Here is a 25,868-nt window from a genome sequence, read left to right as displayed (position 1 = left end):
GATCTATTAGGGCTATATTAAGCTAAGCATAAAAATGTCGCTGAAATAAATGTTTTTCATCGAAAAATATATGAATTTTTTGGTTGACCAGTTGATTGATATCGAGGTTGTTGGTTACAAGATAAATAATTAATTTACAAAATAAGTGTTTACATCTATTTAAGTGTTCTATGCAAATAGATTTACATGTGATTGGTATACCAAATATGATTATATCGAGTTGAATGCTAAGCTACTATCAATGATTATTCGCTGCGTAAAACAACGTGATAATCATAAGGTGTATAGTAAGAATGAAACTCAAAAATTTTTCCAAGAGCTTATTAATTGCAGCAATTACTATGAGCTCATTTGGAGCTTTAGCCAATACTTCACATGTAGATAAAATCATAGAACGCCTAGAAAATGCTAATGATCATCGTGATCATATCATGATAGTCGCGCACCGTGGTTTATGGATAAAGGATGGAGAGCCGGTATATGCTGAAGGTTCATTAACATCTATCCAAAAAGCTATTGAGTTAGGCATTGAGGCCATTGAGCAAGATATTCGTCAGACTAAAGATGGCGTATTCATTGGTATGCACGATGAGACCTTAGATCGTACGACGACTTGTACTGGTGAAGTTGCTAAAAAACTATGGGAAGAATTACAGAAGTGTAATTTGGTTATTACTGATAACTTAGGACAAAACCGAGTAGTTACAGAAGATAAAATCCTTACCCTTGAAGAGATCTTCCAAGCCATCAAAGGTGAGATCCTTCTGAACCTAGATAACAAAATTGGTGTTGAATATTTCCCTGAAATGTTTGCTATGGCTAAAAAAGCGGAAGTGGAACACCAGCTTCTAGCTACAGTTAACCAAAATGATGAAAAGCAGCGCAATGATGCAACGGCTATGGTCGCTGGACTAGGAGTTACAGATGCTCATTTTTTGCCAAACTTATATGATTCACATGTTGATTTAAATGTAGTAGAGGCTTCTCTTAAAGAATTCCAGCCTTCAGCGATTCAGCTACGTAACTATCATGCTCCTGATGGTAAAATCACGAAAGATGGTGGGGTATTATTTAGTGATGAAGCCCGTAAATTAGCAGAAAAGCATAATGCACATATGTGGATTAACACTTTATATACTTACCGAGAAATGGCTGGAATGCGTTCCGGTGGTCGTGGTGATGAAATGGCTGTATATGCTAATCTTCCATCAGAAGTATTTGGGTTTTGGGCTGATAAAGGTGTAACAATGTTTCAAACTGATGAGCCCGAGTTCGCGATGCAATGGCTTGAAGAAAACGGCTATCGTAAGGCGTATAAATAAGCTTTAAACCACATTATTTATAGCCCGCTAATCTATAACCTTTGCGGGCTTTTTTGTGCTGGCCTTAAAACCAAAACGCCGGTGACGAGGTTGATAGATACGCGGTTTACGTTTGGCATGGGGAACCCAGAGACCATCGGCAATCATCCATTGGCGCAAAGTCTCCAGTGAGACTGAAATATCATGATGTTCGGTAAGTTTTTCGTGGGCTAACGTTGGACCAAAGTCAGGGTATTTTTGATTGAGCAAACTCAAGCAATGGTAACGAATGCTATCGTTGATTTTATTCGAAGACGGTTTGCCTCGGCGTTGATGGACAAGGCCAGCGGCACCGGAATCACGAAAACGAGTCACTAAACGTTGTACCTGGCGAACGCTGAGTGAAAGGATACGTGCTGCATCGGAACGACGAATACGGTGTTCACACACATCACGGATAGCAGTCAGACGTAAAATCTCTTTATCATTCATGGTTAACAACATCTTCAGTTCATCTCATACAGACCAGACAGAGTCAGATCAACATAGGAAAAACAGGACATTTTCACTTTGTAGAAAAGAGACACTTTAGCTTTGTGGCTACAACCTCTGTTTATCCCACTTTAAAATGTCAGTGAGTTTTCCCAGATTAAACTGTCTCTTTCCAAGGTAGTTCATCATTGCTAATCAGTGGCTGTGGAGTAGGGATGTCATGGCTTTCTCCTGTTGCTGGCTTTGAATTGCTCTGGGTGGACTAATACCGGGTTGATGGCTTCTAGCTGCCTGATAGCCCGCTGCTGGGCTGTGCGTTTCGGGGCCTTCTTGCTGCGGGAACGTTTCTGTTGCTGCTCGAATTCCTGCTGTTTGTCCTGAGCAAACTTGAGCACGGCGCCCAGTCGTTTGTTGTCGACGACTTTGCCTTGGTCTACATCTGCCAACTTATCGAAAACTCTGAAGGTCAGCTTACGGTGGCCGTATTGAATGGCGATGGTGCCATCTGGACGGTCTAATACCTTAACGACCTGATTGACCAATCGCTGGTTTTCTTCTGTTGGGTCAATGAGATAGACAACCTTATCATATTGAAAAGTCAGTGATTTGGAGAGCTTACGTAGCTCTTGCCAGGCAAAAATATCATTTAGCTCTTCAGCTGATTCCCGTAATGGCCGATGCATGTCTTTTGGATACCGCGGAGGCTTGGCAAAACGACGGTTGAAATCCGCGATAAAGTCGGGGAGCCATGCATTGGCTTGTTCAATCGTATCAATGCCTTGCAGGCGCATTTCCTTGACTAAGCGATCCTGTAACGTTTTATTCGCGCGCTCAACGCGGCCCTTGGCTTGTGAACTGTTGGCACAGATCAGCTCGATATTGAGATCATTCAGTACACGACCAAACTGGGTGAGTCGTTCAGTGTGGGCATCGCGCTTGCTGACATGGAAAACCGCATGCCGGTCACTATAGAACGCGGTGGGTTTGCCGTGCTGTTCAAGGTATTCGCGAGTAGCAACCATATAATCGAAGGCTGATTCGGTTTCGCTGAAGCGCAGGTTCATCAAGCGGCCAGTGGCATCATCAATATAAACCAGCAAGCAGCATTTGGGGCTGCGACCTTCGAACCAGTCATGATGGGAGCCGTCAATTTGAACCAGTTCTCCAGGGCAATCACGCCGGTGACGAGGTTGATAGATACGCGGTTTACGTTTGGCATGGGGAACCCAGAGACCATCGGCAATCATCCATTGGCGTAAGGTTTCAACGGAAACATGGATATCATGAAGCTCAGAGAGTTTTTCATGAGCCAACGTCGGGCCAAAATCTTCGTATTGCTGATGGAGCAAAGCTAGTGCCTGTAATTTTAATTGCTCATCATGACGATGATTACCAGGTTGGCCACGCTTTAATGACACTAGACCAGCAGCACCTAATTCAACGAAGCGTTTGACCAAACGATAAACTTGGCGAGGACTCAGTTTAAGCAAGCGGGCAGCTTCGACACCGGTGATCCGTTTATCACAGATGTCTTGGATTAGTTTGATTCTCAGTAATTCATTGTCAGTCATGGTCAATAGCATCCAAGGGCTCCAAACACGGCAAAGAAAGCGTGTTTTGAAGTTAGAACAACATGACATTTCAATCTGGCTCAAACCTGACATTTCTAACTAGATCTTACAACCTCAGTACGTATTATGTATATTATGTTAAATAAGGTATATAACTAACGTTCGCTTGTTTCTATTCAACCTTGATTCTAACCTACTCTTTGCACGAGGCTTTTATTTTCGCTCTTTAATTACAGTGTCACTTCGTGCCATTTAACAGTAATGCTTATTTACCATAAAGTAGATAATTTGCATAATAGCAAAATGCCTTGCGCAAGATATGCGTGTGTCAGTTTGCTATCGTGAAAATTATCTAATAAAAAGCCCCAAGCAATGCTCAGGGCTTATTGTTATTCGTGGATTTTCAATCGCATTAACCGCCAGCTAACTTTACGGTGTGTCCTTTTTTCTCAAGCGCTGCTTTGATTACGTCACGTTTATCACCCTGGATTTCGATGTTGCCATCTTTAACCGAGCCACCACAACCACATACTTTTTTAAGCTCAGCGGCAAGTAACTTCAGTTGCGCGTCTTCAAGGTCCAGGCCCGAAACAATGCACACGCCTTTTCCTTTGCGGCCTTTAGTTTGGCGCTGAATACGAACAATGCCATCGCCCGTTGGACGCTGTTGAGTTGGCTTGTCTTCTTTAATGCGGCCTGTTTCTGTTGAAAATACCAAGCGGCTGTTGTCGTTCATGGGATTATCTCATTAAATTTCTTGGATCTGTGAACCAGGTAATGCCATGTGAGTTCTCATTTACTCATCACCTGAACCACAATAATATCAATATTAGGTACTGTAACGGAAACAGATATGATTAAAAACGTAATTTTTGATTTTGGTGCAGTTCTGTTTGAATGGAATCCTGCAAAAATCGTCTCTACCTTTACAGACTCAGAAGATGAGCAAGCCCGTTTGCTTGAACATGTGCTTCAGCACCCAGACTGGATATCGCTGGATCGCGGTACAATGTTAATGGCTGAAGCGATTCCGCGCTGTGCTGCCCGCGTAAACTTGCCTGAGTCCAGAATGGAAGATTTTTTCGAGCATATCCAAGAAAGTCTAAAGCTCATCGACGATACTTTCGATTTAGTCAATCAAGTTCTTAGCCTCAACTACTCAGCTTACTTTTTGACAAATATGAGTAGTGCTTTTTTTGAAAAATTAAATGAGCACCATGGCTTATATCAATTATTCGATGGTGGATTAGTTTCAGGCAAAGAGCTAACCATTAAGCCTGAACCAGAGTTTTTTGAATTACTTTGCCAGCGATTTGATATTGACCCCGCAGAATCGCTTTTTATCGACGATCAGCAAAAAAATGTAGATGCGGCCAAAGCACTTGGTTTTAAGGTCTTTCGCTTTACATCACCCAATAAAAGCTGTTCAGATATTCGTAATTTGCTGCAAATTAACTAGAATTTTTAGCAAATTACGATGAAATTCATTTAACGTTCATTTAGAAAATGGCATATTGCCCTCAGTTTCTACCTAACATAGTCAGGAGTTTTCGTGAAAAGATTATTTATCCCAGCAATGTTGTTATTCTCTGTTATGGGTTCCAATCTTTCCATGGCTGAGTCAAAAAGCGACGATTCGAAATCGATTGTAGGTCAAGTAGAGACGATTAAAGTCTATGATTTAGGTATGGATTACCTTGCTCGCATTGATACCGGTGCTGCAACGACTTCAATTCATGCAAAGGACATCAAAGTAATCGGTGATGAAAGTGACAGTGAAAATATGCGCGATCATCTCGGCCATACCATCGAGTTCGTCTCACAAAATGAAAACGGCGAAGAAGCTCAATACAAAGGTAAAATCGTAAAAGTGAGTAAAATCCGTAATGCTCAAGGTGTTGAGCGTCGTTATTCGGTAGAAATGGATCTAGGATGGAACGGTCAGCATAAAACCGTTGCCGTTAACCTTCGTGATAGAAGCAAGCTTGAATATAAATTGTTGATTGGACGTAACTGGCTCGAAGGTGATTACCTGGTCGATGTAGAGAAGCTCGATGAAAATGACTAGTCTCTATGAGCTAACTGGAAAAGAACAAAGACGCCCTACTCTGGGCGTTTTTGTTTGGCGACTATTTCGTGTCTAGTTTTGGCTGTATTATTTTTTTTGCATTTTAGCTATTACAGCGTCTAAGTGCTTTTTAATCGCAGCTGGCGATCCTTTCAGCAGTTTCGTACCAAGGATAACATACCAACCATTAGGCTCTCCGTTATCATTGATTAGTTTGAAGCCTTTATAGAGTTCGATTTTTTGATTAATTCTCTGATTAGAACCTGCGGCAACAAATTTTTCTGGCGGCATGAACGTTTGCATGTCATACCACCAATCAATACTTTTCTTAATGAGAGTGAGTTTACTGATAACGGTGTTTCCATTGATGGTTGTTTTCCAGCCATCTGGTGCTCCTGAGGCATTTTCAATATTGTGGCCTCGATGGAACAGTCTTTTCTTCATTTCTGCCTCGTTTACTTGAGCCATAATGAGCCTTATCATTATTACCTGTATATTGTAAATATAAGCATCAAACTCTTTGTTGTCTGCTTATAAGGCTCATAATTGTAAAAAATCGCAATTATATATGAAGTACGTCATGTTTTATATTACAATCTTAAAGATAATAAATTATAGTGCACTAGAGGGTATATCATGGCTAAAGTCATTCCACCGATTCAAAATGAAGCTGAGTGCTCATCAAGTATTCAACGCTTTCGTCACCCTTTGGAATCGACAGCATTGCTCGATGTCTTGACCCATAGCATGTACGCTTCGAATACTCTTATCTCTTTTAAAAATGACTGGAATAACTTTATCGCTTTCTGTCGTTCAGAACACATCCCTTCGCTGCCTGCTAAGCCAAATACCGTACACCGCTATATTGAGCAAATGGCAAAGACTCGGAAATTAGCCAGCCTAAAACGTTACATTGTCACTATATCGCTAATTCATCGCTGTCATAACTTAAGCGATCCCTGTGCGAAAGCTGAAATACGACTCGCCATGAAAAAGCAGCAACTAGATAAACATGACGACTCTCACAATGCTGCCCCCTTTCGTGATGAGCATCTACAGCAGCTGCTAGATAGTTTCGAATCATCTACAAAACCGAAAGATATCAGAGATTTGGCAATATGGGCAGTGATGTTTGAAGCCATGTTGAAACGTAGCGAACTCGCAGCTCTTTGTGCTGAGAATTTATACATCCATAGTTCAGGTTTGATAGATTTAGAGGTTGGTTCAACGACGATTTCATTAAGCTCCATTGCGTCTAAAGCGTTACAACGCTGGCTCGTTATTGGCATGATTTCAGAGGGGTTTGTGTTCAGACGCATTGACCGACATAGCAATATCGGAGACAAACCGTTAGATCATTCATCGATATATCGTATTTTCCGCCGTGCCAGTGATGAGTTAGGTTTGGGCGACACCTCCCTATTTTCCGGCCAGTCTCCTCGCGTAGGTGCTGCAAAAGATTTATCCGATGCCGGTATGTCCATCATCGATATTCAAGAACAAGGCCGCTGGAAAAGCCCTGCTATGCCTGCCCAGTATGTCGGTAATACTGATCGACATGATAAAGAGGTTAGTAAGTTCATTAAAACGAAGCCTTGGGAGAAGTAGTTATTTAAGGTTATCGATAGGCTGTATATATTAATAACGACCTATAGAATTATAGTGCACTAGCCGCTCGCTTACACATGATTAGCGCTTGGGTTCGTCACTCCAATGTTCGCTATAGCCCACTGTTAAATTAATCGGAGTTGTAATTCGTTCAAAAAGTGCGTGTAACAACTCCATATTGCCAAAGTAACCGGCTTGATTGGCCTCGACCCATTCATTCAGAGTGATCCCTTCCCAGCAAATTTCATAGCCAGCATTAATCGCGAGGATTTCAAAAAATATTCGTTGTACCCGCCCATTCCCTTCTCTAAACGGGTGGATAACATTCAGCTCACAATAGAAAAAAGCTATTTTATCAATGAAATCATTAAGGTCTAAGTTACGTAGGTGGTCTTGACCAGCTAACGCATTTAATAACTTATTTGATTCACGTTCAATATTTTCCCAATGGCAAAAACGGGTCTCGCCCTTGGTTATATCAACCGTGCGTTGTATCCCTGCCCATGGATAGAGATCTTGAAATAGAATGTGGTGGATTTGTTTGAGGTAATCGAAAGTGAAATTATTAAAGTCTGGCTCAAAGTGACTCGCTCGTACGCGTGTGAAATCTCGCTCAGCCGCCTCAAGTTCATCCTCGTTGCGAATATTGAGCAAATTAATCAGTACTGTACTGTTTGGATAACAATCTGGGTCTCTATCAACCCCGTATCTATCTGGCATATTGTCCTTTCAGCTCATTAATATGTTCAACTTCAGCTAAGCCGTCATTATTACTTTTACTCTCTTCAGGATCCAAGTGGATACCTTCTAGTCGTAAACTGGCTCGATAGTTCTTCCTTTGCAACTGCTTAAAGCGTTGTCTTTTTTGGTCATCCGTTAACATTAAATACGTGTCGCCTCATAATTGTTATCTTTGCTGGCGTGCTCTACCTGAAGTATAGCCAGTTTGCATCCAAGCACCGTAACGTTACTTAGGTATACTGTAGAATGAAAAAAGCCGGGTAAAATCCCGGCTTTTAAATTACTTCACTGCATTCATTATTGCTTGTTCTAGGAAACCTTTGAAGGTGTGCCCGTGATGTTCAAGCATCTTAGGGAACATAGAAATTGGCGTCATGCCTGGGAAGGTATTGATTTCATTTAGAAGAATTTCGCCATCTTCACCCAAGAAAAAGTCAATACGGGACAAATCCTTAAGCTTCATATGTACAAATGCTTTACGAGCATACTCGCGAATGTCTTCGATTTGGGCCTCTGTCAGGTTAGTGGCTTCAACGGCCGTCGTTGAATGACTATCAGCACTGTACTTTTCTTCGTAGGTATAGAACTGATCATCAGGACAGGAGACTTCGCCAGGCTTGGTAATGATTAGTTCACCATTGTATTCGTACGAAGAGATTTCTAATTCACGTGGCTTAATGGCTTTTTCAATCAGCACTTGCTCAGAGTAACCAAAAGCCGCATTCACAGCATCTGCCAATGCTTCTTTTTCAGTGACACGGTAACAACCTACCGATGAACCTTGGCTGGCTGCCTTTACGAACACCTTACCCCACTTATCAAAAGCATCTGCTGCCTGAATATACGACTCTTCAGAGTTTTCACTGAGAAAAACATAAGGCGTATTTGGGATACCTAGCGCATCAAACCATAGCTTAGTCGTAATTTTATTAAAGCAATTGGTACTCGCTTCCGCGCCACAACCCAGATACGGTAATTTGGCCATATCAAGGAATGACTGTAAATCGCCGGTTTCACCAGGGAAGCCATGGACACACGGAATAACGTAGTCAACGGTCTGCTGTGCTTCACCCTGATGCAAAGTGCGATCAAGGGTTAGATGACAAAGCTGGCCTTGATGATTAAACCAACCATCGGTGTTCATTTCTAAACGGGTATAGGTAATGTCGTCAATCTGCTTGAGCTGCTGTTCAATATAATTTGCAGATACTAGAGAGACTTCGTGTTCGGCACTTCCACCGCCACAGAGTAATAAAACGTGGATTGAGCTCATTATCATCCCTTGTCTAAAGTTCTTCCTTAATAGTAATAAAAAAAAGGTGACTATTGCACCTCATATCTCTCTTTATGGCTATTTCTTTCAGTTTTTTAACAATTAGCAGTCATTAAAGCCAAAAATCAATCACGGCGAATGATATTGGTTTGCAAACAGCACAAAACCCACAACCTAATCATGTAAGATTGTGGGTTTCGTTCAGTGTAATGGTTATGGCACTTCTACCGCAAACTGGTTGCGCGTTTTATTCGCGTATGCAACAAGGGACAACATAACCGGCACCTCAACCAGCACACCGACGACGGTTGCTAAAGCAGCCCCTGAATGAATACCGAACAAGCTAATAGCAACGGCCACGGCAAGTTCAAAGAAATTTGACGCTCCAATCATCGCCCCTGGTGCCGCAACGTTATGTGGCTGCTTCCATTTTTTCATCCAAACGTAGGCCACAGCAAAAATCAAATATGTTTGAATAAGCAATGGAATCGCAATCAGGACAATATCAACAGGGTTTTCGATAATGGTTTGCGCTTGAAAGCCAAACAGTAAAATCACTGTCCCGACTAAGCCAAAAATTGAAAGAGGTTTCAGCGTCGCTGCGAGTTTATCCAACTTATCTTGCTTACTGCCTTTTCTATGCAGGTAGTGGCGTGTGATTGCGCCCGCAATCAGCGGTATGACAACAAACAAGCTGACAGATAGAAGCAGCGTGTCCCACGGTACTGTGATATCCGTGACACCCAGTAACAAGGCGGCAATAGGTGCAAAAGCGACCACCATGATCAGGTCATTAATAGCGACCTGCACAACGGTATAGTTGGCGTCACCCTTAGTCAATTGACTCCACACAAAGACCATTGCTGTACAAGGTGCCACACCAAGTAAAACCATACCAGCAATATACTCATCACCGAGAGATGGTGAAATCCACCCGCCAAACAGGTAACGAATGAAGAAAATAGCGAGCAAAGCCATCGTGAAAGGCTTGATTAGCCAATTCACAACGAGCGTCACAACCAACCCCTTTGGACGACGATGAAGTGTTTTAATTGATGAAAAGTCGACCTGCATCATCATTGGGTAGATCATCAGCCAAATTAGCACGGCAATGACCATGTTAATTTGTGCATACTGTAAGTTGCCCAGGAAGGTAAATAAATCAGGAAACAATACGCCACCGGCTAGACCGGCCAACATACCCAGCCCAACCCAGACACTGAGGAAACGTTCGAAAATACCCATTATGGGACCCTCTATTCACTATTGAAAATAGTTGTTTAAATAAGAAAAAATGATCAAACCCAATTTATGGATTTACCTGACTCTTTGCTGTACTACACATGCTGCTAGCCTGACTTGGATGACAGCTTGCTTCGGTATCATCACCGCAGCACTCTTCAGTCAAATACGCAATTAACGCCATCATGACGGGTATGTTTGCACGATATCGTTGGAACCTTCCTTGCTGTTCTACGGACACCAAACCCGCATGCAACATCGCCTTTAAATGAAATGATAATGAATTGGGGGCAACCCCCATCTCCTTTGCCATCTCCCCTGCTACTTTGCCTTCATTACCCGCTTTGACGAGCAAGCGCCAAGCATCAAGCCGGACACCTGAAGACAGTGAGTCAAAAATTGTTGTCGCTTCATCTCTGTTCATAAGTTCAATATTACAAGAAGAATTGAATTAATCAAGATTCAATATTACTTGAAATATCGAAATATAGCGAAAAGACAAGTCATTTACCGCTGGAGAGCATCAACTCAAGTGTTGAGTTCCAACCCAGTTCACTCATTAACATAAAAAAAGCAGCCAGTAGGCTGCTTTGATGTTTGTGACTTGTCGATGCTAGTTCAAACGTGTCAACTTCGGTGTTGGAGAAGCTTTCACTTCATCCAAGTCACGAATGAAAGGTCCATACGCTTTAACATTCCTTGGTAATGCCTCAAGAGCCTTACGGGCTTGCTCTTTGGTATCAAAATTTCCGTATAGCAAGGTATACCAAGGTACGCCGTTGAGTTGCTTCTTATTCGTCCAAACCGGTTGGTCTGATGGTAGTTTATTCATGTACGACACGAAGCCTTTATTATGGCTTAGCGCCAAGACTTGTATCGAATAACCAGACTTCGACAGCTGTTGTTCTGTACCTGTAGCTTTATCTTCTTCAGCGGCTTTCTTTATAACGTCTGTCGCCGTTGCTTGATCTGCTCTGTCGTTGTTGGGAATGGTATCCTCTTCCAATTTAGTCAGGGTTTCTGATGCCACTTGCTCCTGAAGATATATTTCTTCTTTGGATGAAGTGATAATCTCCGTATTTCCAGAATCTGAAGCGCACCCAGACACCGCCGTAACTACGGCCAACATGGCTAGTTTTTTCATTATTTCTCTGCCAAACAAAAAATCTAGTCTCATTCTGCCGTTGGAAATTCCACCATTCAAGCTTAAGTTTACGTTAGATCAATAACTCTCTGCCCTTCATCACAGGAATTAGAGGTAAAATATAGCTAAGTAACTTTCGATTCATCAGGATCTTGACGTTACTTGAGTATATAACTGCTTTCTTTCGTTCTATTGGAGTTCAACATGGCCGATCCTCATATTAAGAGTGACTTGGATAATCTGGATAAGTTAACCGTGATCCTGTATCGCTCAGCTCTTACGGCCGCTGCCGGTATAATGTCTATTCTGGCTTGGGAAATTGATGTGGGTACAACGGCACTTGTCATTGCCGCAATTCTTGCGACGACCACGGTACATATCTATGACAAACGCTTTCGTTGGTTAATCCTTGGAAGTGCACTTTTCGCTGTTGTTTGGCTATTGATAGATCTTTGGTCACCATTGGCCCTCGGTGCAGCATTATTTTCATTCAGTGCGCTAGCCATTAAAGAGTATTTCTGCTTTCAATTAAAGCCTCTGTTGTTAACCCCTCTGGCCTTAGCCGGCTATTGGTTTTGCATGGTGTTTGGTCAAACACAAATCAGTATTGCATTTAGTATGACAGGGGCAATTCTACTTGCTGTTGCCGCATTTTCTAAATGGCGCATGCCAATGCATTACGATATCGGCGATAAGTCCAAGTACCAAATTTAATTCTCAACGCCGACAATTAATTCACGTGGCAAAGGACCTGCCACCCTCACTCCTCCCCCTAATCCATTGATATTAGGCATTGATCACAGCTCCCACACTTTAGCCAGAAACTCGATGTTGCTTTGGTTACACTCAGTGAAAAGCATTGCGAGAATGAGTGTGATATGGACGGATTAGACAAACTGCTAAAACCCAAGTCAATTGCCGTGGTCGGTGCCTCTGATAACCCAAACCGAGCAGGGAATGTGGTCATTCGTAACCTGTTATCTGGCTCTTTTCATGGTCCCATCATGCCTGTCACCCCCAAATACGATGCGGTTGCTGGCGTTCTGGCCTATCCAACGATTGAAAGTCTGCCACGCATTCCCGATTTAGCTATCGTGTGCACCAATGCCCATCGCAATGTCGACATTATTCGCCAGTTAGGTGAAAAGGGCGTAAAAGTCGCGATTGTATTAGCTGCCGGCATGGCCAATATCGTGAGTGAAAATAAAACTGAAGAGCAACGAATGTTCGATGTTGCTCGCCAGTTTGATATGCGCTTGGTTGGGCCCAATAGCATGGGGCTGATTCTGCCTTGGATAAATCTTAACGCCTCCTTTTCTCCGATCGCCGCGAATAAAGGCAATATCGCCTTCATTTCCCAATCGGCAGCAGTATGTACCACCATTCTGGACTGGGCAAAAAACAAGAACGTCGGCTTTTCCACTTTTCTTTCCCTCGGCGATGCCTGTGATATCAATTTCGCCGAATTACTGGATAACTTATGTCGAGACAGCAAGACGGAAGCCATACTGCTTTATATTGACTCGGTGAAAGACGCGCGACGGTTTATGTCGGCAGCTCGGGCAGCAGCGCGCAACCGACGGATCCTGGTAGTGAAAAGCGGAAGAACACCTGCCGGTAGTGCCGCTGCAGTCTTACACACGGGCTCACCTGCCGGACTGGATGCCGTCTATGACGCAGCCATACGGCGATCGGGTATGCTAAGGGTAAATAATACCCATGAACTTTTCGCAGCAGTCGAAACCCTCGCCCACTCCGTTCCATTGCGTGGAGAACGATTAGCTATTTTAACCAATGGCGGTGGTCCGGCGATCATGGCGGTTGATGCGTTAGCCGATCGTGGCGGAAAACTTGCGCAATTAAGTGAAGAAACCACCAGCAAATTGTCGGCTATTTTGCCGTCATGCTGGTCGAAGGCAAACCCAATCGACATCATTGGTGATGCCGATATTGGTCGTTACGAAGAAGCGGTCAAAATTCTTCTTGATAGTGATGACTTTGATGCGTTGTTAATCATGCACTCACCTTCCGCGATTGCGACAGGCAACGAAACAGCTCGCCGATTAGTTGAGGTTCTCAATGCCCACCCTCGTACCCGAAAATTCAATATACTGACCAATTGGGCAGGTGAAGATGAGGCCGTTGTTTCCCGTAAAATTTTCACCGAAGCGGGCTACCCCGCATACCGAACCCCCGAAAGTGCCGTATCTGCTTTCATGCATTTGGTGGAATACCGACGTAACCAAAAGCAGTTAATGGAAACCCCGGTGTCATTTGGTGAGACCAAAGCCAACCCAAGACACGTACATGATGTTGTTAACCATCTTCTAGCACAAGGCGTCACCCAATTAGAAACACACGATGTTAGGCCGGTACTGGAATCCTATGGCTTTAATACCCTGCCCACCTGGATCGCCTGCGATCCCGCTGAAGCCGCGCACATTGCCAACCAAATTGGCTACCCCGTAGCCGTAAAGTTACGCTCGCCTGATATTCCCCATAAGTCAGAAATTCACGGCGTTTTGCTTTATCTACGTACCGCAGACGAAGTGGCTAACGGTGCACAAGCGATCCTTGATCGTGTGTCATTGGATTATCCTCATGCAAGAATTGATGGACTCTTGGTACAACGAATGGCGAAGCGTGCCGGCGCACAGGAGCTTAGGTTATCCGTGCATAATGATAATGTCTTTGGGCCGGTGATTTTATTGGGTGAAGATGTGGGTGATTGGGATATTCACAAGAATGCCTCGGTGGGTATCCCGCCGTTAAATATGGCCCTAGCCCGATATATGGTGATCAATGCGATCAAAACAGGGAAAATTACCCAGCGTAATTTGCCGGAGAAAATTGATATCCCTGCACTATGCCGCCTGCTGGTCAAAACGTCTCAGCTGATCATCGATTGCCCAGAGATTGAGTCGTTTCACATTCATCCGCTACTGGCTGCAGGTAATGAGATGACGGTCATTGATGCCTCGATGACTCTCCGTCACTTCAGTGGCAATCGCCAAGAGCGACTGGCTATTCGGCCATACCCGAAAGAGCTTGAAGAAAACGTCACCTTGAAAAATGGTGATCGGATCTTACTCCGCCCGATCTTGCCAGAAGATGAACCGCAGCATGCCGAGTTTATCGCCAAGGTATCGGTTGAAGATCTCTACAAACGCTTTTTCTCTGATGTTGGAGAGTTCAATCACGAAGCGCTGGCAAACTTTACCCAGATAGATTACGACCGTGAAATGGCGTTTGTCGCGGTTAGAGAAACAACGAATGACCATGGCGAGGTGAAAGGCACCATTATCGGGGTTACGCGCGCTCTGTCCGACCCTGAAAATATCGAAGCCGAGTTTGCCATTCTCGTGCGTTCGGATCTTAAAGGTGTCGGTCTAGGCAGTATCTTAATGAGTAAGATCATTCGCTATTGCCGTGAAGCTGGACTAAAGCGCATCACCGGTATGACCATGCCTTCTAACCGAGGGATGATCATGCTAGCTCAAAAAGTCGGCTTTGAAATCGATATTCAAATGGAAGATGGCATTGTCGAAATGTTGTTGCCACTTAAGCAATAGCTGTCAACAATTAGGCAGACTAGCAACCGATAATGGTTAGTGGCTAGTCTGCTTTTTCCACAGTGAAGCAATATGTTGGATACACCAAGATTTGGCTTTCCCCATACGGCTTCGATTCCATGCTAGGACCAACTCAAGTTCATTAACGGGATCATCACCAATAACCACCAGCTCCCCACTTTCAATGGCTTCTTTCGCATAACTGTAAGACATGGTCGCAATGCCTAATCCAGCTTTCAACGCATTTAACTTGTCATGCATTGAACCCACAGTCAGTAATGGCTGATCATCAAGAATGTTATAAGTAATAGGCGGTAAATTTCGTGCCGTGTCGGCTACGGCTATGCCTCGGTATTGTTTGCGAATGACCGGATCAAGTGGGTATTTATGCTTGTGAATAGGATGATCAGGGTGTGCAACCCAAATAGTATCTAATGTGCCTAATGTTTGAATTTTGACTTCCGGTGGTGCAACCGTCGGTGCTGGAGCGATAAGAATATCTGCTCTGTCTTGCGCTAACGCTTCCCAACAGCCCGCCAGTATTTCTTCCTGGAAGCGAACACGTGTTTTACTCTGCTGAGCGAGTCCTTCCACCAGCGGAAACAAGGTATCCACTTTAACTAAGCCATCGTAAGCAATCGTAATATCCAGCTCCCAGCCATGGGCCAATGCACTGGCATCTGCAATCATTTCATCAGCTGCGGTTAATAACAAACGACCTCTTTCAAGTAGAAGATACCCTGCTTTGGTAAACACCGCTTTATGGCCAGAACGGTCAAATATCACCAAGTCCAGATCTTGCTCAAGCTTCTGAACCTGATAACTCAAAGATGAAGGCGCTCTGCCTAACTCTTCCGATGCTGCAGCAAAACTACCTCGTCGCTCAATAGCATCTAGTACCATCAAAGCTTCAAAAGACAATAGCTTATTCACCGTTCCTCCTTGTTAAAATGGTCATTATAATCGCCTTGTTAATGTAGTCGTTAGCATACACATCTATGTCATTCATCGTCACCTTCAATTTTTGCTAAATCCGTTAATTCCCTGATTACCGTGCAAGAGTCGAAGGTGATCATTCAATAACACGTTCCATTCACGCTACAGCATAATCATTCAAAATCTTTTGTATATACCCCGTAAAATTTCATACCAATGTGATAACTTAATCATAAAAACGACTAAAACCACTATGATTCAACGCCTTGTTTACGCTCAATTTGATCTGAGCCAAACTCTTCGCCCTCACACTGACCTAGATTATATTTAAAGGTAACGTTACAACCACTTAACCATTTTTCTCATTCCACCACTTATCAATAACGGACATCATTATTGCCTTTAAGCCCTTGGGTATGATGATTTTTCAAGGAGTTCTCGAATGGACAAAGCCTCACAGTCACTAAGCCAAACCCTCTCGTATTTGAAACTATGTTCTTCGCAAATTATCGCTCAACAACTGTCAGTCTCTTCTGCGGGTTCCGCAAAACAAGTTAACGATCTTATCTCTTTGGGGTCAATAGAACTCGACTACGCGACTAAACAAGTCACTGAACTGCAAAAAACATTATTTCGAGCATTACACGCTCTAGAGGCTGGGCAAACGGAGGTTGTGCATAATGCACTTATTGAAGGGATTGAGCAGATTAATCATGAGTTAACCGTCCCTAAGAAAAAACACCCAACCATACATTCGAAAGCAATAAATGAAGCTGCGGCTGACCCTGTTCTTGCTGGGTAATAGCATACAGCACCACATGTAAAGTGAACGCAGTCAATCAAATTTTAATAACAATAACTGGGGGCTGAATGCCTTTTCAGGGTACTCCCCCTTCGTCAACATGGAATCTGCCGGATACCTACGTCCTGTCTGTATCCGGTTCTTTTTACATTAGCCACTTCCACCAGATAAACACGGCTAGGAAGCCGAACAGATACGTTAACCCCACCCACGATAGCAGCTTCATTTTCTTGGACCATTGCAAAGCTACCGGCAAGTCAGTTTTTGAAACTAGCTTATAGTTAAGCAAGGCAAAAATCGGAGTGGTCATAAAAGCCATAACCATCGCAAAATCAAGCATTGGCATTAACGCTGAACTAAAGAACACAATAATCCCCATGGCTGCTACGGCAATAAGCAGCATCCAACCATGATGGAAAGCTCGTTGACCGACAGGTTTTGACAGCAATAATGATTGGGCCTCAGCCAGAGCACGGGCATAACCATCAATGACGGTGATGGTACTACCAAAAATGGCAAAGAAAGCCACAATAGCAATAAGGTAACGTGACCATTCACCAATGGTTGACGCATACATACTGACTAATTGATGCGAGAAGCCAATACCCGATGCTTTCAACTCCGTACCGTTGCCATGCAATACCAATGCCCCAAGAGAAAGAAAAACAATCGCAAGAATCGCCGTACCGATATATCCCACATTGAAATCAAACAGTGCCGACTGCGGTGAGACTTGCTGCTCCTTACATTGGCTTTTTAGCCACAGCGACGTTAGACACGAAATTTCAATCGGTGCTGGCATCCACCCCATCATGACCACAATAAAGCCGATAGAGGCGATTGACCAAGCAGACGGCGCTTCAAAGTCAGCGGGGGCCACACTGCCTTTACCCGCAGCAATGAGGACTGCCGATAAAGTCGCGATGACCAACACCGTCATGATGACCTTAGATAGGCCATCTAACGCCTTATAATGTCCGGCGATTAATATCACCAAACAAGCAATAACGACAATGCCAGATAAGATAGGCAGTGACAGACTGAACGGCAAGAAATAGCCCAATAGACTGGCACTGAAAAGTAATAACGCGGCCGTGTTGACCACCCCCGAGATCAGGCTTAATCCGGTAAACACCCACAGATAGCCTCTCCCCATTCCATCATAGCCCTGGACTAGGCTTTTGCCCGTTCCCATGGTGTATTGCACGCCGGCTCTGAAAAATGGGTACTTCAAAAGGTTTACCAGCAGAATCAAAGCCGCGAGTTGCCAACCATATATCGCCCCCGCCTTGGTTGACGCGACTAAGTGTGAGCCGCCGACGGCTGCCGTTGCCATCATCACACCAGGCCCTAATAAGCGAATCAATTTGCTCAATGGGATTGATTTAGTGGAGGAAGGCGGTATTGGAGAGGTTTCTGACATAATCACATCCTGATGATTTGTTTAATTAGGCCTCATTTTGTCTCAGTTTTGTCACAAACAATCAACCTATCCCAATGCACCTATAAGATGATTAAACCAACCCACAAGCAAAAACCAGGCATATGCTTCAATAACACACCTTTACACGTTCTTGTTATCAGGCAAAACCACGCAAAAAAACAATAAAAAAATCACAGAAATTCAGCAACTTCAATAAAATACAAAATTTTATTCTAAGCAGGCTGCAAAGGAGACACACAGTAGAATAAACCACAACTTATTTAAACTAGAAGTGTTTGATTTATACAATATTTATCACAGTTTCCAGCACAGCGTTTATGCTTATAAAAGTCATAAAACATTTTGTTAGGTAGAGTATTAATTGTTATATGAATCACGCTGTAGGCAAAAATAATAATACTTCACCATCAAAACCGACTCGCTACCGGTATGTCCGTATGTGTACCTATGGCTTGTTCTTTGTTGTCATCTCCGTCGTTCTACTTGCCGTATTCATCCCCCCTTGGCTCGCTTCAAAGGGAATCGAAATCAATGCGATCTCTGGTATCCATATCGGCAAACGCGTCCAAATTGATGAACTGTCCATTTCCGTCAATAAAACCGCAATCACCATCAGGCAATTGTCTCTGGAGCACTTTTCCAATGATCAGAGTGCCATTTCTACTTCATCATGGCGCCTGCTGTCACCCCACACCGTCGTTCGCTTGGCGCCTAGTATACAAGGTGCGATTAAATCCCAGGGGCTGTCTTTGGGTGCCATTACATTCAAAGACATCACATTTAACTTAACCGATTTATCCGCCCCGTATGTCTTTAGTGCCCACAGTCAGCAGGCTTCTGTTGTGGTAGAAAGCACTGCTGGCACAAAGGTCCCACAGCAGGTCAATGACTTGCAGCTAGTTCTGACCACTGACCCATTCATTACCTTAACGGGTATTATTGATGCTGCAGAACTCAACCTCTTCCTTCCACAGGACATAGGTCAGAATATCTACCCCATCACGCTCAACAAAGGACACTTTTCTCTCAGCTGGCAAAAGGACAAAATGCCATTAGCCGTTCACATAGACAGGCTCACCCCGCAATGGCAAATATTGCTCGACAGCTTTCAGCAGCAAGGTAATGACATTGCCCTTACGGTTGATCTTAGCCAACCAACGACAAGCATGAGATTATTGGCCAAAGAGCTACGCTTTGCCCAGCCGGTAGAACTACCAGAATTTCTAGACAAGCCTGACGACACCCATGAAGGACTGCACCTCGGTCATGCAATAGCCAATTTGGCTTTGTTACCTATCAAGCATCTGAAAGTCAGTCATTTCACCTATGGCAACCTGATCATGAATGCCAAGCTGGTATTGGATACCCCTCGGTCTAGGGAAAAGCGGCCCGACAAACAAGCCAAGCTGCATTTGAAAGGCCAAGCATTGGGTCCTGACGAGCCCTACGACATCGATGTGCTGATCAAACATCGTTCTCTTGAAGATGCAAATTTTAAAGGCATTGTTATCGGCCCGAAAGGAAATGAACTTGACTGCAAAGCCGATATTAATTTCATAAGCCCTTTACCGAAAGTATTCCGCTGCGAAGCCAAGTTTAAACGAACACGCGATCTCACCGACCGGCTCAAGCTATACGATATCCCGAGTGCTGAACTCACCAAACCGATCATTATCTCGGCCAAGCAAACAGCCTTGTCATTCAAGACTGCAACACCGCCTAATGCTGGGGCTAATGACCCCTTTCATTTCCGCGATGTTGAACATGCCAGCTATGCCATTGAGGTCGCTTTACCGGAAAAGGTAAGTGTTGAACTCAACCGCTTTGCCTTCCAACATGCCGCACTCAGCCCTAGCCGATCAAAGCCGTCCGCGTCTTCCCTTGCACTTCTAGACCTCAACACCGATGGCGTGCTGACTTTTAACGCAGAATACCGAAATGGCAATATTGCTGTGGGGTTAGATAGAAACAGTGAAGAGCTCCGTTTTTACAACCACAAGCTAGGCTATGATATGCAACTCACTTTCTCTACGCTTCAGTGCCTGGTTCCCTTTTTCAGTGACGACGATTCGCTACAGTGTCACGCAAAAAGTGCCATCAATGCGCGCATTCCACAATTATTTCCAGTGCCAGAGCTCGCCATGACAAATAGCCAAATGGCATCAACACTGGTCGGTAAATGGGTGGATGATCATATTGATTTGAAACTCGTTGATACCCAGCTCAGTATCGAACAACTACTCTATCAACATCATGGCGAGTGGATTGAAGCGGATGCAGATGAAGTGCTCATTAAAGCCAAACAAATAAACCTTGTCCAAGATTTCAGGCAAGACAAAATGACAAGGCTTTCCATTACAACCAATGACAATCACCCTATAACAATCAATGCCAGCAACCTCGCGGCTCTAAAACTGATTACTGCTGAACAGATTTCTGAAGCAGAGATAGCCGCTATCCGCCGGAATAAAAATACTAACCAATTACCGGTACAGCGCTATAGCGGACAGCTCACATCCTTTTTGTCCAACTTACAATTCACTATCGATTTACCGCCTGAACACCCTATCGAATTTGAGTTAAGTGCCGGTTATCAGATCCATCTGTCATTGAACCAAAATAACCAGCGCCTGCCCGAATTAATGACAGAAGGTGTAGTAAACGTCGGTCCAAATAGATCCAGATTCAAAGGCAGTGTTTCAAATAAACGTCATACCAAATTATTCGTCTATACCGTCGATTACTTACTGCCACTGCAGCAAGCAAACATTGAGTTACACCGTAATGATATTCCTTTTTCCAGTCAGCAATCACTGAAGAAATATTATCTCCCTAAGCTGCCCATCGATCATGATATCACTGCTGGTTCATTAGGCTTTGACGCAAAACTCACAGTCAAAGACAATCAGTGGTCAGGTCAACTTGGGTTATATACAAATAACTTAAGCGGGTATATCCATAATACACATTATGCAGACCTCAATGTGTCGTTTGCTATCGATATCTCTAATCAAGGAATACGCTCACGTCAGCCCATCAGCTTACATGTCAGTTACTTACATACTGGAATATTACTGGAAAACCTTTATGCCTTGCTTGAATTCGATACCCAGCAACCGTTTTACACCCTGCATAGAGCCAAAGCTTATGTCTTGGGGGGAGACGTTAGCCTACACAATGTGACCAGTCGCTCCCTTTCCGATATCCCGACTACGCCGATCCGTGTTCACGGCTTGAAATTAGCCAATCTCATTGAGGCCATTGAAGCAAAAGATATTGAGATGACGGGGGTTGTTGATGGCATATTACCTTTGGGGTTCGAAGATCAAACTCCGGTTATTAAGGCAGGGAAACTCCATGCGCGCTATCCTGGCGGGATCCTCAAATACAAGGAAGGATCTGCCATTGATCAGAATGTTGAGGCTGCCGGTGAGAGTAGCTTGCTCGTGGTGAGTAAGATTCTCAAAAATTATAACTACCATTCATTAATCGTTAATCTAGACTATTCTAAAGAAGGACAATTGAGTGCCAGATCACATTTCAAAGGGCGAAACCCTGATGTTTTATCCGGACGCCCGATTAATCTGAACCTCAGTTTAGAAGAAAACATTCCGGCTTTGATAAAAACACTGAATATGATTAATTCAACAAAGTTGGAAAATATGTTCTTAAAGCAGATTGGTGTGGATAAGTAGCTTTTTGCGCTTGAATTTAACAAATCACATGGCTGGACGTACCTATCGATTTTATGCTGCTAGTAGGCAGTCTCGTAGGTATGAGGTCCACAAAAGGTTGTAACCAATGGATATCCAACTTAAGCTGTTTTATATACCATTATTTATCACCCTGTTTTCGGTAATGTCTCTTACGGCACTATCAGGCTGCACTCCGACGGTACAGGTTACCGCCTCAGAAAAGCCAATAGAAGTTAATTTGAATGTCAAAATAGAGCACGAGATTCGTATAAAAGTTGATAAGGAAATCGATGAGCTATTTAATGATGATGATGTCTTTTAAGGCGGCAGGGAGTATGCCATGACACGAATACTGCTCTTCGTTCTATCTTTCTTCATCGCTTTTAGTGCACTTGCTCTCAACCTACAGCAGGCCAAGGACCAAGGTCTTGTTGGTGAAGCAAATACTGGGCTAATTGCTCCTATCACCGCTCGTCCATCCAACGATGTCAGACGTTTAGTTGCTGAAGTCAATAAACGGCGAACAAACACATTCAAAAAAATTTCGGTCTCCCATGGCTTAACGGTCAAAGAAGTTGGTCATATCGCCCACAAAAAAGCGATAGAGAAAACCGAGTCTGGTAACTACTACCAAGACCCATCGGGTAAGTGGGTCAAAAAATAAGTTCAATGCCGCCACACCATTGGTTAAGCATTTCTTAACCCCGGAATAAGAAGATTATAATTATCCTTATACCACTTTAGACATATACTCCTGCCACGTTTTGTTCATACCTTAAAGTAATGTCTACAGTTCAACCTAATTTCATCAAACTGGCCCCAAAAGACGGTGTTTTCATCGCAGCGGCGTTGCTGTGCCTGCTACCGGTTGTTAGCTCGCCTATCGCCTTGGTTCTTGGCTTTACCCTCGCCACTTTCGGGATTGTGCCTACCCAGTTCAATCTAGCCGCCTTAACCAAAAAACTCCTTTCATACTCCATTATTGGTTTAGGTTTTGGTATCCAGCTTGATCAAGCTATCCAAGCCAGTAAGCAAGGTTTCGGTCTCATCGTGGCGTCTATCTTCTGTACGTTGGTGTTGGGTTACGCATTGACTAAGTTGCTACGCATTGAGCAAAAGACAGGCCATCTGATTGCATCGGGTACGGCGATTTGTGGTGGGAGTGCAATTGCAGCTGTGGCACCGGCCATCAACGCGAAAGACGATCAAACATCACTGGCACTGGCGACCGTGTTTGTCCTTAATGCTATTGCCTTGTTTATCTTCCCGGTGATCGGTCATTACTTTGAAATGAGTCAGCATGCGTTTGGTACATGGGCTGCAATTGCCATCCATGACACGTCATCGGTTGTGGGAGCCGCTGGAGCCTATGGCGATGAAGCGTTGAAAACAGCGACGACACTGAAGCTTGCCCGTGCTCTGTGGATTATTCCAATTGCATTCCTCAGCGCCTTAATGTTCAAAGGTAACAGCAAAAAAATTGGTATACCTTTCTTCATCTTATTTTACTGCTTAGCTATTTTAGTCGCCTACTTGCTTCCTGACTTCCAGCCTTTTTACAGTGCGGTATTTTCGCTGTCTAAACGTGTATTAGTGGTGTGCCTATTTTTGATTGGCTCTGGCATCACAATCCAAAAGTTGCGGGCTGCAGGTTTCCAACCGCTGCTGCTTGGTGTATTGCTTTGGGTCTCTATCGGTGGTGGATCGTTGGCTTACATCCAGTTTTTAAGCTAACCCTCTCTTTCGAGAGTCACGTTCTGCAATGACTATAAGCCTGCCATTTCCCAACATCGTTATGTGAGGAAATAGCGGGCTTATTTTAGAATACGTTACGGTGTAATGCTTATTCGGTCAGACTCGTTCTTGATATGCTTTAGTTCCTCTTTAAATTCTGCACTTCCCTTCGCGGGCTTCACATGAGCCTTACTCTCTCTTGGGCTATTTCGTTGATTCTTCTGTTTTAAGCGCCGAGCTCCAAGGCACATAATAATGATGAAAGCGACGAAGTCTAAAACAGCACTTATCAGCCCCGAGGTAAACGATGAGGCGATTAGAGTGCCACTCACAATCCCTATCCAAACAAACATCCATAACCTCTATCTATCACAACATAAGGAGATACAGGTAATTATTAACTAATTGTCTGAATTCAGAAATTCGCTTTCACTCTATGACATTCGGTTTTGTTATATATTCACCCAGGCGGTATGTTCAGACCTTCAACACTTTGCCACCTGCAACTCATCCAGCCGCGTTGTCCAGCGATTGGAACGAAATGCTTGGCGCATGTGCCAGTTAGTGGAACCAATCACAGAAGCCGGCTTGACGCCGTTTTTAAATTTGGCGTTCATCTGATCGGTGATGGCCATCAGGTCTCGTCGTTTCACCTCTTCCAATGCACTACTGTCGAACATATCAAATTGAAACTGATCATTGTTGGCATCGGTTAAGCCCTCTAAGATCACGCCGATCTTCTGGTAGGCATATCCCGGACGATAAACCGACTTCAGCAGCGCTATAGCAGTATCGAGAAATCGATAGCTATCCTGGCTGGGGCACATTAACTCTTTTGCACAGCTTATATTATGCTGCGGTAAATCTTTATAGCGGTTTGTCCGAAGAAAGACGCTGACGACACTGGCCTGACTCTGCTGGCGGCGAAGTTTTTCACCGGCACGTTGGCAATGAAAAGCAAGCGCTGCTTTTAAATCGCTTAGATCCGTCAAATCCGTACCGAAACTACGACTGGATAATATCTGCTTGCGCTTTTCGTCTATATCGCCAGGCTCTATACACGCTACCCCTTGTAGCTCAAGTACGGTTCTGGCCAGCCCCACATTCCACAAACGCCGCATATCAGCAGGGCTTTGCTCCGAGAGTTCAAGCGCATTCGTAATACCACTGGTATGCAAGCGGGTTGCCGTCTTTGCACCGATCCCCCATATCTCTTGCACCGTACAACGCTCCAATAGCCAACGGCGTCGCTCTTCATTATCAATTTGAATAACGCCTTCAACCCGCTGTTCGAACTGCTTTGCAGCATGGTTAGCCAACTTAGCCAATGTTGGGCTTGCACCAATCCCGACCCTTACAGGCAGTCCCAGGTGGCTGTAGACGGTATCTCGAATGTCTTGACCTTTCTGGGTCAAACCATCCAGCTTAAAGCCATCTAATCGTATAAATGCCTCATCAATGGAGTACTGCTCTACATGAGGAGAAAAGTGGTGTAGTTCTTCGATAAAACGACGGCTCATATCAGCATAAAGGGTATAGTTGGAACTGCGGACCTCCACCCCCATTTTTCGCGCCTCCCGTTCAATCTTGAACCAAGGCGCGCCTCGCTTGATCCCTAACGCCTTAGCCTGTGGTGAAAGAGCGACGCAACAACCATCATTATTCGAAAGGACAACAAGGGGTTTATTGACCAATTTCGGGTCGAAAATTTGCTCACAGGCACAATAGAAGCTTTTCGCATCAACAAGCGCCCAAACCTGATCACGATATCCGTCTAATGCCGCCATGACTTACTCCAGCAGGTTGTGAACATTGCGTGTCACCACCCCAAAGATTTCTGAATCTTCAGGCATTGGGAATGGTTTAAAATTGGGATTTTCCGCAACTAGCCACCACGCTTGCTCATGGCGCATCAATCGCTTGCAAGTAAACTCATCGTAAATACGGGCAATCACAATTCGTCCAGGAACAACGGGCTCTGCCCGATCGACGACCAGTAGATCACCGTCGTGGATCCCTGCCCCTACCATTGAATCACCGGATGCCTTTAGAAAAAAAGTTGCATTGGGATTTCGAATCAAATAACTCTCTAAATCAAGCTCTTCTTGATGGCCATCAGCCGGTGACGGGAAACCACATTTCACACCTTCGATAAAGTAAGGAAATACCCTCATCGCCATTGCTCCCAAAATAACTGTATATATATACAGTATAATAAAAAGTCGCTAGAATAGTCACACCTTAG

Annotated in this window: 25 protein-coding genes; 11 read left to right on the top strand and 14 right to left on the bottom strand. The window is 44.0% G+C overall.

The window, feature by feature from the left end; translation table 11 throughout:
* The first annotated feature begins 293 nt into the window (after positions 1 to 293).
* On the top strand, positions 294 to 1,322 hold the full coding sequence (locus tag C9I99_RS03910) for a glycerophosphodiester phosphodiesterase family protein (RefSeq protein WP_107347509.1): 1,029 nt from the start codon (positions 294 to 296) through the stop codon (positions 1,320 to 1,322).
* A gap of 27 nt (positions 1,323 to 1,349) precedes the next feature.
* Here the strand turns inward: C9I99_RS03910 and C9I99_RS03905 are convergent, their stop codons facing one another.
* The 3 genes from C9I99_RS03905 to yciH form a co-directional block, all read right to left on the bottom strand.
* Positions 1,350 to 1,793, bottom strand: a complete 444-nt coding sequence (locus C9I99_RS03905) for a helix-turn-helix domain-containing protein (protein WP_243734616.1) — start codon at positions 1,791 to 1,793, stop codon at positions 1,350 to 1,352.
* A gap of 218 nt (positions 1,794 to 2,011) precedes the next feature.
* Positions 2,012 to 3,364 carry an ISNCY family transposase gene (locus C9I99_RS03900; RefSeq protein ID WP_107347859.1) on the bottom strand — a complete coding sequence of 451 codons (1,353 nt, stop codon included), beginning with the start codon at positions 3,362 to 3,364 and terminating at the stop codon, positions 2,012 to 2,014.
* Positions 3,365 to 3,776: 412 nt separating this feature from the next.
* Positions 3,777 to 4,100, bottom strand: coding sequence for a stress response translation initiation inhibitor YciH (gene yciH / locus C9I99_RS03895; protein ID WP_107347508.1), 324 nt, complete (start codon positions 4,098 to 4,100; stop codon positions 3,777 to 3,779).
* Positions 4,101 to 4,217: 117 nt separating this feature from the next.
* Here yciH and C9I99_RS03890 point away from each other — a divergent pair, with 117 nt between their 5' ends.
* Positions 4,218 to 4,823, top strand: coding sequence for an HAD family hydrolase (locus C9I99_RS03890; RefSeq protein ID WP_107347507.1), 606 nt, complete (start codon positions 4,218 to 4,220; stop codon positions 4,821 to 4,823).
* Positions 4,824 to 4,940: 117 nt separating this feature from the next.
* Positions 4,941 to 5,432, top strand: coding sequence for an ATP-dependent zinc protease family protein (locus C9I99_RS03885; protein ID WP_107347506.1), 492 nt, complete (start codon positions 4,941 to 4,943; stop codon positions 5,430 to 5,432).
* Between the two features lie 87 nt (positions 5,433 to 5,519).
* On the opposite strand, the gene C9I99_RS03880 is transcribed toward C9I99_RS03885, so the two are convergent.
* Positions 5,520 to 5,900, bottom strand: coding sequence for a DUF3319 domain-containing protein (locus tag C9I99_RS03880; protein ID WP_243734315.1), 381 nt, complete (start codon positions 5,898 to 5,900; stop codon positions 5,520 to 5,522).
* 168 nt (positions 5,901 to 6,068) lie between these two features.
* On the opposite strand from C9I99_RS03880, the gene C9I99_RS03875 reads away from it, so the two are divergent.
* A complete protein-coding gene (locus tag C9I99_RS03875; RefSeq protein WP_107347505.1) occupies positions 6,069 to 7,040 on the top strand; it encodes a tyrosine-type recombinase/integrase in 972 nt (323 codons plus the stop codon).
* A gap of 81 nt (positions 7,041 to 7,121) precedes the next feature.
* Here the strand turns inward: C9I99_RS03875 and C9I99_RS03870 are convergent, their stop codons facing one another.
* From C9I99_RS03870 to C9I99_RS03845, 6 genes are all read right to left on the bottom strand, one after another.
* Positions 7,122 to 7,760 (bottom strand): putative adenosine monophosphate-protein transferase Fic, encoded by a 639-nt coding sequence (locus C9I99_RS03870; RefSeq protein ID WP_107347504.1) that lies wholly within the window; start codon positions 7,758 to 7,760, stop codon positions 7,122 to 7,124.
* Positions 7,750 to 7,923, bottom strand: a complete 174-nt coding sequence (locus C9I99_RS27650) for a YhfG family protein (RefSeq protein WP_107347503.1) — start codon at positions 7,921 to 7,923, stop codon at positions 7,750 to 7,752. Before C9I99_RS27650 ends, C9I99_RS03870 begins: the two co-directional genes overlap by 11 nt.
* A gap of 138 nt (positions 7,924 to 8,061) precedes the next feature.
* On the bottom strand, positions 8,062 to 9,054 hold the full coding sequence (locus C9I99_RS03860; RefSeq protein ID WP_107347502.1) for a D-alanine--D-alanine ligase: 993 nt from the start codon (positions 9,052 to 9,054) through the stop codon (positions 8,062 to 8,064).
* A gap of 213 nt (positions 9,055 to 9,267) precedes the next feature.
* On the bottom strand, positions 9,268 to 10,299 hold the full coding sequence (gene arsB, locus C9I99_RS03855; RefSeq protein WP_107347501.1) for an ACR3 family arsenite efflux transporter: 1,032 nt from the start codon (positions 10,297 to 10,299) through the stop codon (positions 9,268 to 9,270).
* A 64-nt stretch (positions 10,300 to 10,363) separates the two neighbouring features.
* Positions 10,364 to 10,720 carry an ArsR/SmtB family transcription factor gene (locus tag C9I99_RS03850; protein ID WP_107347500.1) on the bottom strand — a complete coding sequence of 119 codons (357 nt, stop codon included), beginning with the start codon at positions 10,718 to 10,720 and terminating at the stop codon, positions 10,364 to 10,366.
* 189 nt (positions 10,721 to 10,909) lie between these two features.
* Positions 10,910 to 11,440, bottom strand: a complete 531-nt coding sequence (locus tag C9I99_RS03845) for an SPOR domain-containing protein (protein WP_107347857.1) — start codon at positions 11,438 to 11,440, stop codon at positions 10,910 to 10,912.
* A gap of 204 nt (positions 11,441 to 11,644) precedes the next feature.
* Here C9I99_RS03845 and C9I99_RS03840 point away from each other — a divergent pair, with 204 nt between their 5' ends.
* On the top strand, positions 11,645 to 12,154 hold the full coding sequence (locus tag C9I99_RS03840) for a DUF2301 domain-containing membrane protein (RefSeq protein ID WP_107347499.1): 510 nt from the start codon (positions 11,645 to 11,647) through the stop codon (positions 12,152 to 12,154).
* 164 nt (positions 12,155 to 12,318) lie between these two features.
* Complete coding sequence (locus C9I99_RS03835; protein ID WP_107347498.1) at positions 12,319 to 15,012, top strand: bifunctional acetate--CoA ligase family protein/GNAT family N-acetyltransferase; 2,694 nt, start codon at positions 12,319 to 12,321, stop codon at positions 15,010 to 15,012.
* A gap of 36 nt (positions 15,013 to 15,048) precedes the next feature.
* Here the strand turns inward: C9I99_RS03835 and C9I99_RS03830 are convergent, their stop codons facing one another.
* Entirely contained in the window at positions 15,049 to 15,945 is an 897-nt protein-coding gene (locus C9I99_RS03830) for a LysR family transcriptional regulator (protein ID WP_107347497.1), read from the bottom strand.
* A 445-nt stretch (positions 15,946 to 16,390) separates the two neighbouring features.
* Between C9I99_RS03830 and C9I99_RS03825 the strand changes: the two genes are divergently transcribed.
* Positions 16,391 to 16,750 (top strand): hypothetical protein, encoded by a 360-nt coding sequence (locus tag C9I99_RS03825; protein ID WP_107347496.1) that lies wholly within the window; start codon positions 16,391 to 16,393, stop codon positions 16,748 to 16,750.
* Between the two features lie 145 nt (positions 16,751 to 16,895).
* Here C9I99_RS03825 and C9I99_RS03820 read toward each other — a convergent pair whose 3' ends face one another.
* Complete coding sequence (locus C9I99_RS03820; RefSeq protein WP_107347495.1) at positions 16,896 to 18,173, bottom strand: NRAMP family divalent metal transporter; 1,278 nt, start codon at positions 18,171 to 18,173, stop codon at positions 16,896 to 16,898.
* A gap of 389 nt (positions 18,174 to 18,562) precedes the next feature.
* Here C9I99_RS03820 and C9I99_RS03815 point away from each other — a divergent pair, with 389 nt between their 5' ends.
* The 4 genes from C9I99_RS03815 (at position 18,563) to C9I99_RS03800 (ending at position 23,623) form a co-directional block, all read left to right on the top strand.
* Positions 18,563 to 21,889, top strand: coding sequence for an intermembrane phospholipid transport protein YdbH family protein (locus C9I99_RS03815; protein ID WP_107347494.1), 3,327 nt, complete (start codon positions 18,563 to 18,565; stop codon positions 21,887 to 21,889).
* Between the two features lie 106 nt (positions 21,890 to 21,995).
* Entirely contained in the window at positions 21,996 to 22,211 is a 216-nt protein-coding gene (locus C9I99_RS03810) for a YnbE family lipoprotein (RefSeq protein ID WP_107347493.1), read from the top strand.
* 18 nt (positions 22,212 to 22,229) lie between these two features.
* Positions 22,230 to 22,553, top strand: a complete 324-nt coding sequence (locus C9I99_RS03805; protein WP_107347492.1) for a YdbL family probable chaperone protein — start codon at positions 22,230 to 22,232, stop codon at positions 22,551 to 22,553.
* 119 nt (positions 22,554 to 22,672) lie between these two features.
* Entirely contained in the window at positions 22,673 to 23,623 is a 951-nt protein-coding gene (locus C9I99_RS03800) for a YeiH family protein (protein ID WP_107347491.1), read from the top strand.
* 485 nt (positions 23,624 to 24,108) lie between these two features.
* Here C9I99_RS03800 and C9I99_RS03790 read toward each other — a convergent pair whose 3' ends face one another.
* Together C9I99_RS03790 and C9I99_RS03785 are read right to left on the bottom strand one after the other, a co-directional pair.
* Entirely contained in the window at positions 24,109 to 25,410 is a 1,302-nt protein-coding gene (locus C9I99_RS03790) for a Y-family DNA polymerase (RefSeq protein ID WP_107347489.1), read from the bottom strand.
* Positions 25,411 to 25,413: 3 nt separating this feature from the next.
* Positions 25,414 to 25,797, bottom strand: coding sequence for a LexA family protein (locus tag C9I99_RS03785; RefSeq protein ID WP_107347488.1), 384 nt, complete (start codon positions 25,795 to 25,797; stop codon positions 25,414 to 25,416).
* Between the last annotated feature and the right edge of the window lie 71 nt (positions 25,798 to 25,868).

This window comes from Photobacterium lutimaris (genome assembly GCF_003025555.1).
In the GTDB taxonomy this organism is placed as follows: Bacteria; Pseudomonadota; Gammaproteobacteria; order Enterobacterales; family Vibrionaceae; genus Photobacterium; species Photobacterium lutimaris.
Note: the sequence above shows the minus strand (reverse complement) of the source record. Positions and strands in the feature narration are given on the sequence as shown.

Coding starts and splice junctions, on each gene's coding strand:
- C9I99_RS03910 (WP_107347509.1), top strand. CDS start 294: ATGAAACTCAAAAATTTTTCCAAGAGCTTATTAATTGCAGCAATTACT.
- C9I99_RS03905 (WP_243734616.1), bottom strand. CDS start 1,793: ATGAATGATAAAGAGATTTTACGTCTGACTGCTATCCGTGATGTGTGT.
- C9I99_RS03900 (WP_107347859.1), bottom strand. CDS start 3,364: ATGACTGACAATGAATTACTGAGAATCAAACTAATCCAAGACATCTGT.
- yciH (WP_107347508.1), bottom strand. CDS start 4,100: ATGAACGACAACAGCCGCTTGGTATTTTCAACAGAAACAGGCCGCATT.
- C9I99_RS03890 (WP_107347507.1), top strand. CDS start 4,218: ATGATTAAAAACGTAATTTTTGATTTTGGTGCAGTTCTGTTTGAATGG.
- C9I99_RS03885 (WP_107347506.1), top strand. CDS start 4,941: ATGTTGTTATTCTCTGTTATGGGTTCCAATCTTTCCATGGCTGAGTCA.
- C9I99_RS03880 (WP_243734315.1), bottom strand. CDS start 5,900: ATGGCTCAAGTAAACGAGGCAGAAATGAAGAAAAGACTGTTCCATCGA.
- C9I99_RS03875 (WP_107347505.1), top strand. CDS start 6,069: ATGGCTAAAGTCATTCCACCGATTCAAAATGAAGCTGAGTGCTCATCA.
- C9I99_RS03870 (WP_107347504.1), bottom strand. CDS start 7,760: ATGCCAGATAGATACGGGGTTGATAGAGACCCAGATTGTTATCCAAAC.
- C9I99_RS27650 (WP_107347503.1), bottom strand. CDS start 7,923: ATGTTAACGGATGACCAAAAAAGACAACGCTTTAAGCAGTTGCAAAGG.
- C9I99_RS03860 (WP_107347502.1), bottom strand. CDS start 9,054: ATGAGCTCAATCCACGTTTTATTACTCTGTGGCGGTGGAAGTGCCGAA.
- arsB (WP_107347501.1), bottom strand. CDS start 10,299: ATGGGTATTTTCGAACGTTTCCTCAGTGTCTGGGTTGGGCTGGGTATG.
- C9I99_RS03850 (WP_107347500.1), bottom strand. CDS start 10,720: ATGAACAGAGATGAAGCGACAACAATTTTTGACTCACTGTCTTCAGGT.
- C9I99_RS03845 (WP_107347857.1), bottom strand. CDS start 11,440: ATGAAAAAACTAGCCATGTTGGCCGTAGTTACGGCGGTGTCTGGGTGC.
- C9I99_RS03840 (WP_107347499.1), top strand. CDS start 11,645: ATGGCCGATCCTCATATTAAGAGTGACTTGGATAATCTGGATAAGTTA.
- C9I99_RS03835 (WP_107347498.1), top strand. CDS start 12,319: ATGGACGGATTAGACAAACTGCTAAAACCCAAGTCAATTGCCGTGGTC.
- C9I99_RS03825 (WP_107347496.1), top strand. CDS start 16,391: ATGGACAAAGCCTCACAGTCACTAAGCCAAACCCTCTCGTATTTGAAA.
- C9I99_RS03820 (WP_107347495.1), bottom strand. CDS start 18,173: ATGTCAGAAACCTCTCCAATACCGCCTTCCTCCACTAAATCAATCCCA.
- C9I99_RS03815 (WP_107347494.1), top strand. CDS start 18,563: ATGAATCACGCTGTAGGCAAAAATAATAATACTTCACCATCAAAACCG.
- C9I99_RS03810 (WP_107347493.1), top strand. CDS start 21,996: ATGGATATCCAACTTAAGCTGTTTTATATACCATTATTTATCACCCTG.
- C9I99_RS03805 (WP_107347492.1), top strand. CDS start 22,230: ATGACACGAATACTGCTCTTCGTTCTATCTTTCTTCATCGCTTTTAGT.
- C9I99_RS03800 (WP_107347491.1), top strand. CDS start 22,673: ATGTCTACAGTTCAACCTAATTTCATCAAACTGGCCCCAAAAGACGGT.
- C9I99_RS03790 (WP_107347489.1), bottom strand. CDS start 25,410: ATGGCGGCATTAGACGGATATCGTGATCAGGTTTGGGCGCTTGTTGAT.
- C9I99_RS03785 (WP_107347488.1), bottom strand. CDS start 25,797: ATGAGGGTATTTCCTTACTTTATCGAAGGTGTGAAATGTGGTTTCCCG.